The organism is Shewanella carassii (assembly GCF_019670705.1).
GTDB lineage: Bacteria > Pseudomonadota > Gammaproteobacteria > Enterobacterales > Shewanellaceae > Shewanella > Shewanella carassii.
Genome location: NZ_AP024618.1, coordinates 2,789,789 through 2,806,996, shown reverse-complemented (window position 1 = coordinate 2,806,996; position 17,208 = coordinate 2,789,789). Strand labels below are relative to the sequence as shown.

The window sequence follows — 17,208 nt, the reverse complement described above, 5'->3', positions numbered from 1 at the left end:
AAGTTGTACTAAAGGGAAGGTTTTATTTGTGTTAGCAGATGTAGAGAGAAGCGAGCCAAATACAGGAGGCATCAGGTAAGCGCGTTAGTTGAAGCTAAATCAACAGTCTCCTGTTACTTTGGCTACCGTTCTCCTAAAGGATGTAAATAGGCTTTGCAGTCTATTTGTGGGGCGTAGTAAGTAGATGAATGCCAATAGGCTGAATTTTCTTGGTTGGTATACCTCTACCTCAGGAGTGCTCTGAGTATGACCTGTAGGCAGGGACTGCAAGCGGGAGCGAGCAAAGACAGGGAACCTCTGGAGCGTAGCCACAGGAGAGACTCAAGTCTGCTCCATCGTATATGGAGGGACAATTGGCAGATGGTCTCCTGCTGGTGGTCTTGATGACCGTAGGCGGTCTCAGTGACAACACCAAAACAGGGAGGCAGAGACAAGGAATGCAGAAGATCCTCAGAACGCCCCAGAGCCTCGATTAGCCTCCAGTAATACCTATGGCCTATCCAAGGCTCTGGAGGCTATAGCAGATCATTCAGAGCGTTTACAGGCTCTTATTCCAGTGCCTCTTGACTGTCGCCAGAGACAACCCCAAGACCTCGCTTGCCTTGGATTGCGACAGCCCTTGCTCTCTTGCTTTCTTCACCGCCTCAGTAGTTCCCTTGGCTACAGGGCGGCCAAGCTTCTTGCCTTCAGCCTTGGCCCTTGCAAGTCCTTCCTGAGTACGCTCTACAATGCGGGACTTCTCGAACTCGGCAAAGGCTGTCATCAGGGACAGCATCAGCTTACCTTCAGGCGTGCTGAGGTCGGACACAGGCAAGTCTAGGGACTGGACGCTAATCCCCCTTGAGGTCAGATGCTGTATGGTCTGGAGCACGTCTATGGCATCCCGACCCAATCTATCCAGCTTCAAGACCACTAGGCGGTCTCCAGCTTCCAACTTGTGGTCCACTAGGTTCTTGAAAGCTGGCCGAGCCATGGCTGCTACGCCTCCAGAGATAGACTCGCTAATGATACGGCTATCCAGTAGCTCTGGAATGCGCTCCTTAAGCTGGTGGGCTTGAGTCTCGGCATTCTGCTCGACAGTGGAAACACGACAGTAAGCAAAGGTTCTCATGGGTTAACTCTCGGGTGGTGTCATAATCGGTATCAAGAATGATCTTGGGGTTCAACAATGTCAAGTGCTATTTTGTTGATACCAGATAAGACCCACAATTCCCAGTGTCATAAAACGATGGTTTGTTGAGCCTATGGATGGTGTCTGTGGTTGGCCTGAGAGTGTCTTGGGGAAACGAAGGGCAGATAATAAATCGATAGGGGGTACGGGGGGGAATGCGGGCAAAGGCTATATCTAGAAAGGCCTCAGAAATTTTTGGTGATTTTAAAGGCTATTGCCGTGGTTCTGCGTGAAACCTGACAAGTAATCATGGGCACTATTCATCAGATTTCACACAGACGCATATCATCGGGGACCCTATGAGCGGATCTATGTCCTATATAGCTAGGTCTAGAGGTAAATCGCTGATATCTTTCAGTCTTTTTCCTTCAACCATAGACATGATTGAGTTTAATTGCTCCGTGAATAAAGGCTCTTGCTTACTTAAGTCAGTGAGGGTGTTGATTAACTCATAAAGCGCAAAATGGTATACACAGTCGATATCGCCTGTTCCCAAGGCTATGGAGGACAAACGGCTTGGAGTCGGCTCAGCCGTTACGACAACTATATGGGGAACTCTACCTTTGCGACTTCGCATAAGGTTAAGGGCTTCTGTTCTAGCATTTTGTGCTCGGTCTGAGCGCATGGTAAATTTACAGGAGACACTTGCGTGTAACAAAGGGGAGACAGTACCGACATGATTGCTGGCTCGAAGCATTGAGTGTTGGCAATTAGTTGAGTCAACAATCAAGTCTGGTTTACCAAGGTTAATAACGTCATCTGGCTCGGGATACCTTAGGACAACCACGTCGGGGGCTATCGTGTAACCATCGCCTAAGAAGTTCTTTAACTCCACATGCTCTTTGGCAAAGTCATTCAATTTGACTAAATGAGCATATTGCTCATATGCCCCCAGAGGAACATCCTTACGGCTTCCCAGTTTCTGAATGTCCCAATTGCCGGGCCGAATATGGCTTAATTCTAAAAAGCATTCTGTAATGAAACGGTTACATGCCTCTTCAAAAAGAGTCCCGGCAGTTTGCCCTTTCTGTTTGTGGGCTATCTTTTGTGGTACTTCCCCAAGGCTGGGAAGAATCCTTTCAGCAATACCCGCAGCGATAAGGACACTAGCCTTGTTACTTTTATCGGCGTTTGGATAAACGGGGCCATACTTGTCGTCAGTCCCAGATGTAAAACTAACTAAGTTGTTGTTGAACATCATCCTATGAAAATTACTTCTAGCAACCCCAAATTTACTCATTCCTTAGTCACTCTCTTTTATCTTTTGGTACGCTAACATTAATTGCTTCCCAACAGCTTGAGCTACAGGAGGTGGGAAGGCGTTTCCTACTTGCCTGTAAGCATGAGTTTTAGTGCCCGTAAATGTCCAATACTCTGGAAAACCTTGGATTACAGACGCCATCTTCACTGTTAGTTGTGGCATGTATTCCGTGCCTTCTTTCACCTTGCCATTACGACCAATAGCGCCAATAAAACCTTTCGTTGGCACTTCGTTGTCATTTGCTAAACGATGGGCATTAACACCAAGTTCACTCCATTGACGTTTGGCTCTTGTTGGGCCTAAGTCTGGGCCACCATGTTTTTTTGAACCACCAACAACCGTGGGTGCTATTTTGTTTGCTTTAGATTTCCATTCATCCACACCGTCCCAGCCGTTTTCTGACATCAAATGGTAAAGCGCTTCCCCTACTGTTGGGGTAGGTTTTTCATGTGGTGTTGGCCAGCTAAAGTGTTGAAAATGTGGACGTTTAATTGCGACCATGATTACTCTTGGGCGAAGCTGAGGAACACCATAGTCACTGGCTTGTAGTAGTTTCCATTCACTGTCATATCCTAAGGAGGAGAGCTCATTAGAGATATGATTACGGTAGCTAGTAAATTTAGCCTCGGCTAATCCCGGGACGTTTTCTAGCATCACCATCATAGGGTCAACTTTTCTGACTATATCAATAGCTGTTGGAAAGAGGTCTCTTTCATCATCAGAACCCAACTGCTTTCCGGCTTTACTAAATGGAGGGCAAGGAACTCCTCCAGCAACTAAATCGATCTTACCTCTGTAGCTAGTTGCGTCTTTTTCAGCGAAGTCTTTTAGGTCTCCCGTTACAATCTTTTTCCATCCCAACTGAAGCTGTTGATTGTTAAAGTTCAAGGTAGCCGCGGCGTGTTCATCAATTTCAATAAGCAGCTCATGCTTGATGCCCGCAAGGTGGAGTCCTAGTGCTTGGCCACCAGCACCAGCACACATTTCAATAGCATTAATCATCAATAAAAAAATGTCAGTAAACCTCTAATAATTGGAGAGCAGTATACCTGCCAATAGCACTGAACCAAAGTGTGAAGAATGGATCCTGTAGTGGTTGACATGGATGCAGTCGAAGGGGTACAAATTGTGGGTCATTCAACAGATTAATCCACTTAGGTGTCTTCACGCGTGTGAATGGATGCTTACCTCGCGTCCTCCCCGCAATGATAACTTGTGAACCCGGCCAGGCCCGGAAGGGAGCAACCGTAGCAAGTGACTCATGTGCCGGGGTGTGGCTCTGGGGGAACCTCCAATTCCAAACCTTTTCAAATGGTTAGCGCTGGAAGTACCTAAGGGGTCCACAAGGTGGTCCACTTTGAGTCTAGCTAAAGCCGATTTCCACCCCTATCTCTGTTACTCCTGACACGATATTTGATGCGCCAGAAGCGCGACCCTATATAGCGAAGAAATGCCAGTGGCTACCATTAACACTTATGTTTGGTATAAACAGCTAGCTACATGGACTGCGATGGCTTGGCTATCAACTCATTAACGGCCAAAACAAGACAGCCAAGAAGTAAAAGAATAGTCGCAGAGCGGCGACTTTATTTCCGCTGGTGAGGCTCAAACCCAGAGTTATCCATATTTGTGATAACTGGCCTGTGTTACCCCTGCGCTTGCTGATCGGTTTCCAGTTTCGGGGGTAGTTTGGATTTCAAAAACGCCCGCGATTTCTCTAATGCCTGGTAGATTTCGTTGCGCATTCTATCTTGCTCTTGATAGTCACCGTAGAAATAGGTGTCTACCAGATGGTGAATGTAGCGCACTGGTAGTTGATTAAGCGTGATACAAGCCAGATCGGCCACATAGTCGCCCGGCAGCTCGTCCATTAATCCCTCTTCGGCGAGGATTTCCATTAACATCACTTCGTAGTAGTTGCGGATCTCTAACTGCATAGGTGACGCTCCCCAAAGTTTTGCTGCATTACGCTTGGTTTATAGCATTTGGTTTGTAGCCTCTAGCGATATAGCATAGCAGCGGCATGAAATAACTGACTGTGTCTGAGTGTTAATTGTAGAGGGTCTTTGCAGTATCCGCCTCCCGTGACACAGGCTATTGGTATTGCCGCGTCTCTGGCATGACGCAATACGCTCATATCCCGCCGGGATATGCCCTCAAGGCTGAGCCGCAGCAAGCCGAGTTCATCTTCAGCATGTACATCGACTCCTGCGTCATAAAGAATGAGATCCGGTCTATGAGTCAAGATCAGCAAAGGCAGTATCTGCTCCAGCGTTGTAAGGTACTCGTCATCACCAGCGCCTTTTTCAAGCTCGATATCATAGTGAGAGTCTGCTTTACGGGCGGGGAAGTTTTGCCGGCAGTGTATTGAGCAGCTGATAATGTTCGCATCGCCGACTGTCATGCTGGCTGTACCGTCGCCTTGATGGACATCGCAGTCGATAATCAGAACCTTGTCTGCCAGTCCTTGGTTTATCATGCGTCTGGCACTGTAGACTAGATCGTTGAAAACACAGTAACCGCTGCCAAAGTCCTGGTGAGCGTGATGGTAACCACCGCTGATATGCAGCGCTATGCCGTGCTCGAGCGCTTTTCGCGCCGCAAGCTCGGTACCCGCGACTGAGTGCAGTGTCCGCGTCAGTAGATGTTCGCTCCAGGGAAAACCTATGCGGCGCATCGCCTTGGGATCCAGTCGATTGTGAATAAATCCGGCAACATATTGAGGGCAATGCACAGAAGCGAGGGCAGTTTGGTTTACAGGCTTTGGAGAACAGAGGCTGAATTGCCCGGAAAATGGAGTTTGGCACAGATACTCAAACAGACGCTGATATTTGCTGATGGGAAATCTGTGCCGGGATGGTAACGCCAGCCTGGAATAGCTGGCGTGATATACCAAAGGGATCATTTATCAGAGCTGTTTGATGGCCCAGCTCATGAACTCTTTGCGAGTCGCTTCATCGGCCTGTAACCACCAGTACTGCAGCATTTGCTGAGCGTGGGCGGCACTGTCGCCATTTTGGCCACTGGCCTTGGAAGCCGCTGGCATTGTCATGGCGCTGACTGGCGATGGCTGAGTTACAGGGGCCACTGGTTGGCTGGCGGCCATGTTACCTGAAGTTACGGCAGCAGCAGCGGTTTCAACATCAGGTGCATTATTGCCATTGAACAGTTGCGACAGGAAAGAGGTTTCTTTCAGTTGAGTCAGTTCCACCTGGTAGTTGACCTGGCCCTTGTCGGCGCGGGTAATGACGACCTGAGGGGTTTTGGCAAACTCTTTGGGCTTCTTGACGTGGTCACCATCGGCAGGCTTGAGGATATACTCGTTGTCGCCTTCTGCCTTAAGAGTCAGGATGAAAGGAGAAGACTTCACGAAGCTCTGACTATCGGAAAAATCGTCATCGATCATATCGTGGTAACGAATGGCTATCTTGTGGACACCTTCGGACAGTGCCAGCTCAGATTTGTGGTTGAAGTTGCTGGTTTCAATTTCCTTGCCATCCAGTGCCAGATACTCAAAAGACATAGGGATGGTCAGATTGGCCGCAAATACCGAGGAAGTGCTGAGCAGGGCCAGTAGGGCCGAGGCGGTCAAGCGTAGTTTCATTGTTGCTCCTTAACGATTGTAACTCTGATGCGGACGTTCAAATGCCTGAATGCGATCTTCAATATAGCTGATCGCCTGCCTGCACTTACCGAGGCGGCGATGCATCAAAAGGATGTCATTCTGGACGGGGATTTTGTCAGTACTATGACAGTTTTCAAGCTTTGATTGCAATTGTTCAATCTTTTGTTCTATTTTTTTGGCCCAGTTCAGATGTTTGTTCAGCTCTTCGTACAATTGATGGCTGTTTTGCATAACACCCGCGGCTATCCAGCCAAAACCACTTTCCTGATGCCGGCGGCCCTGACGTTGTTGGTAGCTTTGCCGTTTACTGGCCTGCTGCAGCTTCTGGATCCTGGCGTTGAGACCTGTGGTACCCAAGGCCCGTTTCAGGGCGACAAACCTGTCCTGAATGCGCTCGCAGCTTAAGGCTATAGTGTGTTGGGCCAACTGATGGCGTAACTGTTTTTCCAGCTGATCTATGCTCTTGTGCAGCTGTTCCACACAGGGATAGAGTTGGGCACCATGCTGAATAAACAACTCGCTGTTGAAGCGTTCAGTATCCTGCAGCAGTTTGCGCTGCGCTGCTGGCAAAGAGGCATCATGCTGCAGCACTTCCTGCTCCAACTGCCTGAGCTGTTCCCGCAGACGTTGTACCAGTTGGTTGGTGTTCAAAACCAAGCACTCCAGGCTAGATTGGCGGCGATAAGCACCACGATAGCAATAAAGAGTGGCCTGATAAACGGCATTCCAAAGCGGATAGCCGAGTGGGCGCCGATATAAGAACCCAGCATCATACACAAGCCCATCACCACACCTACCAAAAGGTGCACTTTACCTAGCAGCAGGAAAATCATCAATGCCGTGATATTGCTGACAAAAGTCATTGCCCTTGCCAAGGCACTGCTGTGCAGGAAGGGCAGGCGGTACAGCGCGGTCGAGCTGACGGCCCAAAAGGCGCCAATGCCCGGGCCAGCAAAGCCATCGTAGGCGCCAAGCCCCAGCCCCTGAAGTATCTGTTTATGCTTGGCCGGCGTTTCGGTGACGGGTTTACATTGGCTGCAGCCCATGGCTCCGGGTGAAAACAGCGAATAGAACGCGATGGCGATAATAAGCAGTGGCAGAATTTTTTCCAGCCAACGGGTGTCGATGAGATAAACGGCAATACTGCCGATAACGGCGCCTATGGCGGTAGCAATAAAGGCGAACAGCCAGAACTTGGGGGTCAGCAACTGCTTGCGGTAGTAGGTAAATGCCGCCATGGAAGAGCCGAAGCAGGCCGCCAGTTTATTGGTCCCCAGCGCCAGATGAGGCGGCATGCCCACTGTCAGCAAGGCGGGAATGGACAGCAGGCCGCCACCACCGACTACGGCATCAATAAATCCGGCCAGCAGGCCGACTGCGGCCAATATGGCCCAGCTGCTGGGTTCGAGCAGAATATCCACTTTACATCCTGATTGAGCGCATCATTCGATAACGCGGCGGTAAGGCGGCAGGGCATCAAGCAGCGACGACCCGTATCTTTTGGTTACCAAACGCCTGTCTAATATGGTTATTCGGCCATAGTCCTGCTCTTTTCGCAACAGGCGGCCGCAACTCTGGATGAGTTTCCGTGACGCATCCGGAATAGTCAATTGTAAAAACGGGTTACCGCCTTTCATTTTGACATATTCTGCATGGGCCTGCTCTACCGGCGAGGTGGGCACGGCAAACGGCAGCTTGGTTACTATCAGGTTAGTCAGGTAATCGCCGGGAAGGTCGAGACCCTCGGAAAAACTGCCGGTACCAAAGATAATGCTGGGCTCACCTTTGTCACATTTCTGCTTATGTTGCTCAAGCAAGTGCTGGCGTGGGGCACTGCCCTGGATCAGCGGTTCGGATACCAATTTGTTGCGCAGTAGATCGGCCACCTTTTCCATCTGCCAGTAGGAGGCAAACAGCACCAGAGTGGCCATTTCACCCTCTACCAACTGCTTTATCTGGCTGGCGAGTTCTTCTGTGTAGGCGTCTTCGGTTGGCTCGGTGCGCATTTTCGGCAGATAAAGAGTGGCGTTGTTTTCAAAATCGAAAGGAGATTGCAGCGCCAGATAGCGACTGCCATCATTGAGTGACAGGCCAACCTGATAGGCAAAATGCTCAAAGCGGTTCAGTGCTCTGAGGGTGGCGCTACATAGCACGACGCCGGCGGCTTTTTCCCACAACATATGTTCCAGCATATAGCCGACTTCGATTGGCGATGCACTGAAAAGATAGTCTTGCGGTTTGCCGCTGAGGGCTTCAATCCAGCGGGCGGTGGGGGCACCTTTTGGACTGTCCTCCTTGGCCATCATCTTCCAGAGCTTTTGCAGGTTTTCCAGGCGCTGCATCATAAAGCCGGTTTCGCTCAAGAGGGCTTCGGCCTGATGCCTTGGTAATTCACCATCCTTGACGCTTTCGCTGAGAATAGCCTGCATCTTATTGAATTGCTTGAGGGCATCGTTGGAGGCCGTGGCCAGGTTTTCTGCCTGAATCAACAGAGCGTCCGGCAGCTTGCCATGTTCGAACCGCAGGCGATTTTCCGGGTTGGCAAAGAGTTTGGGTTGGGTATCACAGTAGTGGGCAACCTGATTCAGCAGGCCGGTTAATTCTTCGATGCGATCCAGCATCGCCTGCGCCGGGGCAATAATATTGTTGCTCTTTATTTGGTTTTGCAGTTTGGCCGTGGTCTTGCTGACTTTCTCCAGCCAATCGCAGGCGCCCCTGAGCGTGGCCTGGGCGCTGGAGAAATCCCTGGCTACATTCGGCAGGTGATGGGCTTCGTCGATAACGTAATAGACTTCTTCCGGATCCGGCAGAATTACACCGCCACCCAGTTCAAGGTCGGCCAGTAACAAACTATGGTTGGCAATAAGCACATCCCAGGTATCAATATCTTCGCGGGCCTTGTGGAAGGGGCAGTGGCTGTGACTGGCCAGTTGGCGATGACAGCTGTGTTTGTCACAGGCTATCTGTTGCCACAGGTGGTCTGGCAGCGGCGTTTTGAGGGTATCAAGTTCACCATTCCAGCGGCCATCCTGATAGTCTTTGAGCAAAGCCTGCAACTGCTCAACCTGTGAGGTATCCGGCTTGGTTTGCCACATGGCCATCTGGCTGCCGTTGCCATCACCGACCAACATCTCAAGCTTGGCCAGGCACACGTAACGCTGACGCCCTTTGACCAGACCGAAGCGGAAGTTGAGTTTGGAGTGTTGCAGAAAAAACGGCAGATCTTTATGCAGCAACTGCTCCTGCAGCGCCACAGTGGCGGTGGCGATACAGACTTTTTTCTTGCTAGCCAGCGCCAGGGGGATGGTTCCCAGAATATAGGCCAGGGATTTACCTATACCTGTGCCCGCTTCAATTACCATGATGCGCCGCTGCTTGTCGTATTCACCGGCAAGTGTCTTGGAGATCTCCGCCACCATATAATTCTGCTCCCGGCGGGAACGGAAGTTGGGCAGTGCGGAGGCAATGTCCTTGTAGATCTCGCGGATCTGGGTCTTTACATGGGCTGCTAGCATGAGACTCGGTTATGGAAAATTGTCCTGTATATAATACCACTAATTTCTTATGCTAATAAACCTCTAAAACACGATTGTCCCGACTCATGCCCCAAAACATGCCGCAAACCCTGAAAGGCCGTATTCTTACCCGTCATCTGGCTCAGAGAGACGAGGGGTTATGCCTGCAATACTATCTGGCCACCGAGCAGGGGCCTGTGTTGGTTGAGGTGCCGGGACAGGAGCAGATTTGCTTTGCCAAAGAGAAGGATGCGGCGACTTTATGTCAAAGTTTAAGCCAGGTACGGACCCAGCCGCTGGCGCTGAGAAACTTCGCCAAAGAGAAGGTTGCGGCGCTTTACAGTCGCAGTCGGCAACAGATGCGGTTACTGCAAAAGCAGGCCCAGGATCAGGGAATGCCCTTGTATGAAGCCGATCTTAAACCCCAGCAGCGTTTCTTGATTGAGCGCTTTATTGCGCTCGATGCCGAGTTTTACGGTTATTTCAGCGAGGAAAGCGGCGCACTGACACGGTTTGTTGCCAGTCGCGCCAGGAAAGCCTCGCTGAACAATGTCGGTCTGGCTGTTATTTCCCTCGATCTTGAATGTAGCATGCAGGGCAAGCTCTATTCCGCCGGACTCTACGGTCGTGACCGCGATGGAGCGCTGTTTCAGCGTGTGTACATGATAGGTCAAGCCCAGGACGGGCCAGACTATATCCACTGGGTCAGGGATGAAGCAGCCCTGTTACAGGCTTTGGTTCATTGGTTCAGTCTCTGGGATCCGGACATTATCATAGGCTGGTCGGTTGTCAATTTTGACCTGGCACTGCTGAGCCGACGCTACGCCCATCATGGTATTGAAGCACGGCTTGGGCGCGGAGGCGTGCCCATGTCCTGGTTGGTAGAAGGCAAGTATCGGCCGGAAACCCTCTCCTTGCCCGGGAGAGTGGTGTTGGACGGTATAGACTGGCTCAAGGCCGCCTTCTATCAGTTTGAGCGCTATTCGCTCGAGTTCGTCTCCCGCGCACTCTTGAGCGAGGGTAAGGCGATAGATGAAGTTGAAGATCGCGGTCAGAAGATAAGCCAGCTCTTCCAAGAGGATAAATTGGCATTGGCCCACTACAATCTGACCGATTGCCGTCTGGTATTGGATATTTTCGATAAAACCGATCTATTGAATTTTGCCCTAGCCCGGGCGCAGCTGACCGGGTTGGAATTTGGCCGGGTAGGGGCTTCGGTGGCGGCGTTCAATCATCTCTACCTGCCACACTTGCACCGGGCCGGATTTGTGGCGCCGGCAGCACCGGCCAGTGATGGCCTGGAGAGTCCCGGCGGCTATGTGATGGACTCCATTCCGGGCCTTTACCGGGACATTCTGGTGCTGGACTTCAAGAGTCTATACCCTTCGATTATTCGCACTTTTTTGATCGATCCCATGGGGTTGGTACAGGGTATGGGTGAACCCGAAGCCGAGACGGTACCCGGCTTTCTCGGTGCTAGATTCAGCCGCAAACAACCTATCTTGCCAACGCTTATCGCTAAGTTGGCCCAAGAGCGGGAAAGCGCCAAGGCTCAAGCCAATGCGCCCTTGTCTCAGGCAATCAAGATCATCATGAATTCGCTTTATGGGGTACTGGGCTCTCGGGGGTGTGTATTCCACGATGCCCGCTTGGCAAGCTCAATTACCATGCGCGGTCATGAGATAATGCAGCAGACCAAACGTTGGATTGAGGATGAAGGCATGAGTGTTATCTATGGCGACACAGATTCGACATTTGTTTGGCTAGGACAGCAGCATGACATCGCGGATCCGCAAGCCTTCGGCAGGGCGTTGGCCGCTAGGATTACCGCCAAGTGGCAACAGCATTTGGCGGAGCATTTTCAGTTGCAGAGTCATCTGGAACTCGAGTTTGAGCGCCATTATGAACAGTTTCTGATGCCTACTCTCAGGGATTCAGAAGAAGGCTCCAAAAAGCGCTATGTTGGTGCCAGCCGCAATAGCCAAGGTCAGTTGGATATTATCTTCAAAGGCATGGAGCAGGTTCGCAGTGATTGGAGTCCTCTGGCCAGGCGGGTTCAATACGAGCTGTACCGGCGTATGTTTAATGGCTTGGATGTAGCGGGCTTTCTGGCTACAGAAATAGAAGCGCTCAAACGCGGCGATTATGACAACGAGCTTATTTTCTCCAAGCGGCTAAGGCGTAAGTTGGATGCTTATCAGGCAAAGGCGTCACCCCATGTCAAGGCCGCCAGACAACTGTTGGAGCAGACCGGCGACCCTCGTTATGGCCGTTTGGGCACCCGGATTGACTACCTGATCACAATCAATGGCCCCGAAGCGGTTTCCCTCAGACGTTCAGCCATTGATTATGATTACTACATCGAAAGGCAAATCAAACCGATAGCCGATCCGGTACTTTTCATAATGAAAGAAAGTTTCAGTCAAATCTGTACCGGACAAATGAGTCTAATCTGACGTTGAACTTGTTTCAAAAGGTTAATAAAGTTAATAAATAGTTTTATTGCTGGGTTTTGTCGGTTCTTGTAGTTTTTTTTAAGGTAAAACTAATAGAAAATGTGATTTTTGTCTTTACCGCTTTGCTAACCTTTTGCTAATCTTCGCCACCTTGGATGGAAATAAAACAACGGAATGGGGTAGGTAGACTGAAAACACGTAAGGTTACAGCAAATGAACAAGACTCTCATCGCATCGGTCCTGGCAGGACTCTTGACCATTCCATCGGCGCAAGCCATAGAAATCTATAAAGATCAAAAAAATGCAGTCTCTATCGGCGGTTTCGTTGATGCCCGAGTGATCAATACTCAGGGGGAAACGGAAGTCGTCAATGGTGCTTCCAGGATTAATTTTGGCTTTGAACGTGAGTTGACCCATGGCTGGAATGCGTTTGTGATGCTTGAATGGGGTGTCAACCCATTCGGTAACAGTGATATTGTCTATAGCAGCAAGTTTGAATCAGTCCAGGATGATTTCTTCTACAATCGTCTTGGTTATGCGGGACTGTCCCACGACAAATATGGCACCTTGACCATAGGTAAGCAGTGGGGCGCCTGGTATGATGTGGTGTACAACACCAACTATGGCTTCGTGTGGGATGGTAACGCTGCCGGCGTTTACACCTATAACAAGGACGATGGCGCCATCAATGGTACCGGCCGTGGCGACAAGACGGTTCAGTATCGTAATAGTTTTGGCGATTTCAGCTTTGCTATCCAAACTCAGCTGAAGCACGATGGCTTCGATATGGACGAAAGTTCAGGTACCAACCCGTTCCCGCCAAGGGATCATGCGCCAGTTGCCGGCACTGCTGCGACTGCCACAACCGCCACCAAGGTTGAATTCAACAATACTTATGGCATTGCCTTGACCTATGCGGTCAGCAAAGATCTTAGCCTGATGGCCGGCTATAACTATGGTGAGTTTGAAGCGACCCGCGCAGATGGCAGTACTTTCTCTGAGTCTGACTATATCTATGGTGCAGGTATCACTTGGGGTGGTTGGGATAATCAAGGGTTGTATGCCGCTGCCAACGTCAACAAGAACGAGTTCCACGATACAGATAACCTGGGGCGTTTGATCCCTGAATCTTATGGTGTTGAAACTCTGGTTTCTTACCGCTTTGATAATGATATCCGTACTTTTGTCTCTTACAACTTGCTGAATGCCGGCGATGCCTACGAGCAGGCTTACGATGGTGACGTGTTTAAACGTCAGTTCGTGGTAATGGGTGTTCACTATATATGGGATGCCAATACAGTGTTGTATGTTGAAGGCCGTAAAGACTTTTCCGATTTCGAGGGAGCCAAAGAGGCTGAGATGGAATTGTCTGAAGACGATGGTATCGCTATCGGTATTCGCTATACCCTTTGATTTTAATGAGTTGTTCAAAAAAGCGCCGAAAGGCGCTTTTTTTTATTGAAAAAAGATAAGTGTAAACATCCCTTTCTAAAAAGAGGTATGTAATACATCTGTTACATCTCGGCTTAAAACAAGCATTTTGATAAATTCTCTTTACTTCAAGCTGTTATTGCGCCTGACTCCGGTTCAAAAGCCTTATATTACTGCAATAGCCATTATATTGGCTTTAGATGAAATAATGCTTTCTCTCTTTTGTTGTTAACTATATATGCAATATTCACATTTCAAATGTTGATAAAATGTTTGTTATGTGATTTTATTTGCGTGAAATTGTTGCTGGTTGGCTCATGTGCACCTGCAAACAACTAAAGGATCCGGACAAAGCATCCGGATCCGTTACCAAGACACAAGATGTCGAAAGGGAGATAAGTATGTATAAGAATAATTCGGTAACCAACGCAGTGCGTTTGGCATTGGTTGGTGGTGTTGCGGCAACGGCTTTCAGTGTCCCAACCGTTTTGGCGGCTGAAGAGGGCGCTGATAATGTAGAACGTATCGAGGTAACGGGTTCACGTATCAAACGTACCGACATGGAAACAGCAAGCCCTGTTAGCGTGATCGATGCTTCATCTATCATAGCGTCAGGCGCAGTGAATATTGACGACGTTCTGCAAAAAATGACCTCTGCCGGTGGTGCCATGACCAACGCCGGTATCAACAACGGCTCAGGTGGTAACTCGCGTATCAACCTGCGTGGTTTGGGTGACAACCGTACTCTGGTTCTGGTGAATGGTCGTCGTATGATTGCATCCGGTACCGGTGCGGCTTCTTCTGTTGACCTTAACACCATTCCTGTTTCCATGATCCAGCGTGTCGAAGTACTGAAAGATGGTGCTTCTGCTATTTATGGTACCGATGCGATTGCCGGTGTGGTTAACATCATTCTGAAAAGAGATTTCGACGGTTTTGAGATTAACGTTCAAACTGGTCTTTCAGGTGAAGGCGACGCCGACGAGTCCAGCATCGACATGACTCTGGGTAACACCTTTGATAAAGGTAATATCGTCGTTAACGCTCAGTACACCAAACGTGGTGATGCCAGCCAGGCAGATCGTGATTTCTCCAACTGTCCGATTGCAGAGAAAGGTCCTAAAGGAAATCGTAGCCTGTACTGTGGCGGTAGTAGCTACTCTCAAGGCGGTCACATTTGGGGTGACAACAACTTTGGTATCGTAGGTACAGGTCCTGAAGGTGCTTATGCCATAGGTGACAAGGGCTACTATGGTGAGTATGTCGATAACGGTGGAGGCAAGCCTAAGTTCCAGTACTTCGATGGTATGTCTGAAGCGGACCTGAGTGGCCTGGGTGGCACCTATCATGAGTTCAGTGATGCTGATAGATACAACTACGCCAAGGACAGCTATCTGTCGACGCCAATGGAACGTTTGAACCTGTCCATGGCCGGTACTTATGAACTGACCGAATCGATTCGTTTCTTTACCGAAGCCATGTACTCCAAGCGTTGGTCCAACCAGCAGATGGCGCCTCAGCCAATCTGGAACAACTCTGCTTGGGTTTACAATCCTAAGTCAGCCGGTGGTTGGATGACTGATGACCTGCTGCCTTGGGTGCAGCCAGGTGAAGCGCTGGCTTATGGTCGTCGTATGGTTGAATCTGGTACCCGTGACTTTGACCAGGTGGTAGACACCATTCGTATCGTTGTTGGATTGGAAGGTGAGTTTGAAAACGGCTGGACCTGGGATGCTTCTTACAACAAAGGTAAGAATGACTCGACCGATACTTTGGCTAACTTGCACAACTTAGGCTCCATCAACGCCGCAGTACTCGAAGGCACTTTCGATCCTTTCCTGCAATCTTCATGGGAAGGTGAGAGCATCAAGCCATACATCTATACCGAAGTGAACAGCGGTGGTAGTGAATTGGATGTGATTGCAGCGACTCTGTCCGGCGATCTGTTTGAATTGCCTGCCGGTATGATGGGCTTTGCAGCAGGTTATGAGCATCGTAAAGAAGCGGCTCACTATACTCCGGATTCTCTGACTTCACAGGGGTTGGCAAACGATCCTCGCGTTGAGCCTACTGCTGGTGATTTCAGCGTTAATGAATTCTACGCAGAGTTGGCAATCCCACTGCTGAGTGAGCTGCCTTTGGCGCAGCAAGTGGATCTGAGTGCCGCCATGCGTTACTTCGACTACAGCACTTTCGGTGATGATACTACTTGGAAACTGGGTCTGACTTGGCGTGTATATGATGACCTGATGATCCGCGGTGGTATGTCTACAGCCTTCCGTGCACCAACTGTTTACGAGTTGTACGGCGGTAAGTCACCATCGTTCGAGCAGATCGTTCACCCAGCCACCGATCAGGATCAGGCTGAAGTGACTGTTGGTGGTAACGAAATGCTGACACCTGAAGAGGCCGATATCACTACTCTGGGCCTGGTATATTCACCAAGCTTTATCGAAGGTCTGTCTCTGACTGTCGATTACTATGATATCGAGATCTCCAACACTATTACTTCAGTTGACAATAACTATGTTGCCAACCAGTGTTTGGATGCCGGTGGTAACAAGATCAACACAGGCACTGCGCTGTGTCAGTCTTCCAACATCGAAATCGACAATAGTGGTCGTATCAAGTTCGATAATGGTCTGCAGAACATAGGTGCTACTAATACTTCGGGTTACGACATCAATCTGGCCTATGTATTCGATGCATTTGGTTTGGACTGGAAAGCCGGTTGGGACAGCTCTATCCTGAGTGAGTATGAGGAGTTTGACCCGGATGGTAATGCCGTTGACTATCGCGGTTATATCACTGGGGGCGTAGGTGCTTATGCCAAGTTCAAGAGCAATCTGAACATTACTGCCGCCGGTGACGATTGGAGTGTCACTTATGAAGCTCGCTACATCGATGGTATGGACTCATTTGCTTGTAAGAAGAATGATGGTAGCTGCTACGCGCCTTCAGTAGACAGCGTAGTCTATCATGACCTGTCAGGTTCATATGATATCACCGACCGCATTCGTGTATCCGGTGGTGTCAACAACCTGTTCGACAAAGAGCCTCCATACTATACAGGTAACAACGACTCGAATACCGACCCTTATACCTATGATATGTTGGGTCGCTACTTCTTCGTTCGTGCCAGCATGAAGTTCTAATGACAAGCTTCATCTTATGATGAATTAAGTCAGCTTCATTAAATGAAAGCCCCGGGATGATCCCCGGGGTTTTTGTTTATTCGATCCTGATGAGTCGCCTTAATACTATTACGTAACAATTCGTTCTCAATCCTAGTGTTGACCTGGTATCGACGTGGTTTGGGGTTTGATTGTTTTTTATACTGCCTCAGTGGTTTGATATCGAAACAGTTGGATTAAATGTTATTGGTCTCTAACTTACGCATTACTCCATTTAGGCTTGTGCAAGAGAGAATGCTGCTTTTGTTTTTTTTAATTCATATAAAAATCATGGTATTAATCAGAAATTTCAATAGGGCGTAATGGCGTTTATCGGCTAAGCAAATCATTGACATTTGTATATAAATTGTAAAAAGTGGCTATTAGTGAATAATCGCACAGTTAACCCCGATTTCCGGCGTTTTCATCTCATTTCAAATGTTGACACAGGTCAACATTTTGTGAAATGATGCCAGCGGGTCTATGCCTCCAGGGGTATAGGAAAGGGAAGATAAAAAACTAACAATCACAAGAGAAAGACATACTTGATAGCTTTAGTCGCCGTTGAAAAGGGAT

13 protein-coding genes and 1 other RNA gene are annotated in these 17,208 nt (G+C 49.2%); 5 read left to right on the top strand and 9 right to left on the bottom strand.

Annotation, left to right across the window (positions count from 1 at the left end; all coding sequences use genetic code 11):
* Positions 1-353 precede the first annotated feature (353 nt).
* Positions 354-476 carry a hypothetical protein gene (locus K5621_RS20095; RefSeq protein ID WP_257581628.1) on the top strand — a complete coding sequence of 41 codons (123 nt, stop codon included), beginning with the start codon at positions 354-356 and terminating at the stop codon, positions 474-476.
* A 62-nt stretch (positions 477-538) separates the two neighbouring features.
* On the opposite strand, the gene K5621_RS12755 is transcribed toward K5621_RS20095, so the two are convergent.
* The 3 genes from K5621_RS12755 to K5621_RS12745 form a co-directional block, all read right to left on the bottom strand.
* Positions 539-1,111, bottom strand: coding sequence for a recombinase family protein (locus tag K5621_RS12755; protein WP_071477084.1), 573 nt, complete (start codon positions 1,109-1,111; stop codon positions 539-541).
* Between the two features lie 376 nt (positions 1,112-1,487).
* On the bottom strand, positions 1,488-2,411 hold the full coding sequence (locus K5621_RS12750) for an NgoMIV family type II restriction endonuclease (protein WP_162207141.1): 924 nt from the start codon (positions 2,409-2,411) through the stop codon (positions 1,488-1,490).
* 3 nt (positions 2,412-2,414) lie between these two features.
* Positions 2,415-3,434 (bottom strand): DNA cytosine methyltransferase, encoded by a 1,020-nt coding sequence (locus tag K5621_RS12745; protein WP_162207145.1) that lies wholly within the window; start codon positions 3,432-3,434, stop codon positions 2,415-2,417.
* 186 nt (positions 3,435-3,620) lie between these two features.
* Here K5621_RS12745 and ffs point away from each other — a divergent pair.
* An RNA gene (gene ffs / locus K5621_RS12740) (signal recognition particle sRNA small type) lies at positions 3,621-3,718 on the top strand.
* Positions 3,719-4,078: 360 nt separating this feature from the next.
* Here ffs and K5621_RS12735 read toward each other — a convergent pair.
* From K5621_RS12735 to dinG, 6 genes are all read right to left on the bottom strand, one after another.
* Positions 4,079-4,369: a late competence development ComFB family protein gene (locus K5621_RS12735; protein WP_100145524.1), complete on the bottom strand. Its 291-nt coding sequence runs from the start codon at positions 4,367-4,369 to the stop codon at positions 4,079-4,081.
* Positions 4,370-4,431: 62 nt separating this feature from the next.
* A complete protein-coding gene (locus K5621_RS12730; RefSeq protein WP_221049413.1) occupies positions 4,432-5,337 on the bottom strand; it encodes a histone deacetylase family protein in 906 nt (301 codons plus the stop codon).
* Positions 5,338-5,340: 3 nt separating this feature from the next.
* Positions 5,341-6,036 (bottom strand): DUF2057 domain-containing protein, encoded by a 696-nt coding sequence (locus K5621_RS12725; RefSeq protein WP_100145528.1) that lies wholly within the window; start codon positions 6,034-6,036, stop codon positions 5,341-5,343.
* A gap of 9 nt (positions 6,037-6,045) precedes the next feature.
* The gene (locus K5621_RS12720) at positions 6,046-6,708 is read right to left on the bottom strand and encodes a primosomal replication protein (RefSeq protein ID WP_100145530.1); all 663 of its coding nucleotides are present in this window, start codon (positions 6,706-6,708) and stop codon (positions 6,046-6,048) included.
* Positions 6,705-7,478 (bottom strand): TSUP family transporter, encoded by a 774-nt coding sequence (locus K5621_RS12715; RefSeq protein ID WP_039035594.1) that lies wholly within the window; start codon positions 7,476-7,478, stop codon positions 6,705-6,707. The genes K5621_RS12720 and K5621_RS12715 overlap by 4 nt, the downstream gene beginning before the upstream one ends.
* 21 nt (positions 7,479-7,499) lie before the next feature.
* Positions 7,500-9,572 (bottom strand): ATP-dependent DNA helicase DinG, encoded by a 2,073-nt coding sequence (gene dinG / locus K5621_RS12710; protein ID WP_221049412.1) that lies wholly within the window; start codon positions 9,570-9,572, stop codon positions 7,500-7,502.
* 86 nt (positions 9,573-9,658) lie between these two features.
* Here dinG and K5621_RS12705 point away from each other — a divergent pair, with 86 nt between their 5' ends.
* The 3 genes from K5621_RS12705 (at position 9,659) to K5621_RS12695 (ending at position 16,614) form a co-directional block, all read left to right on the top strand.
* Positions 9,659-12,028, top strand: coding sequence for a DNA polymerase II (locus K5621_RS12705; protein WP_221049411.1), 2,370 nt, complete (start codon positions 9,659-9,661; stop codon positions 12,026-12,028).
* A 213-nt stretch (positions 12,029-12,241) separates the two neighbouring features.
* Complete coding sequence (locus K5621_RS12700; protein WP_100145536.1) at positions 12,242-13,441, top strand: porin; 1,200 nt, start codon at positions 12,242-12,244, stop codon at positions 13,439-13,441.
* Positions 13,442-13,860: 419 nt separating this feature from the next.
* Positions 13,861-16,614 (top strand): TonB-dependent receptor, encoded by a 2,754-nt coding sequence (locus tag K5621_RS12695; protein ID WP_221049410.1) that lies wholly within the window; start codon positions 13,861-13,863, stop codon positions 16,612-16,614.
* The last annotated feature ends 594 nt before the right edge of the window (positions 16,615-17,208 follow it).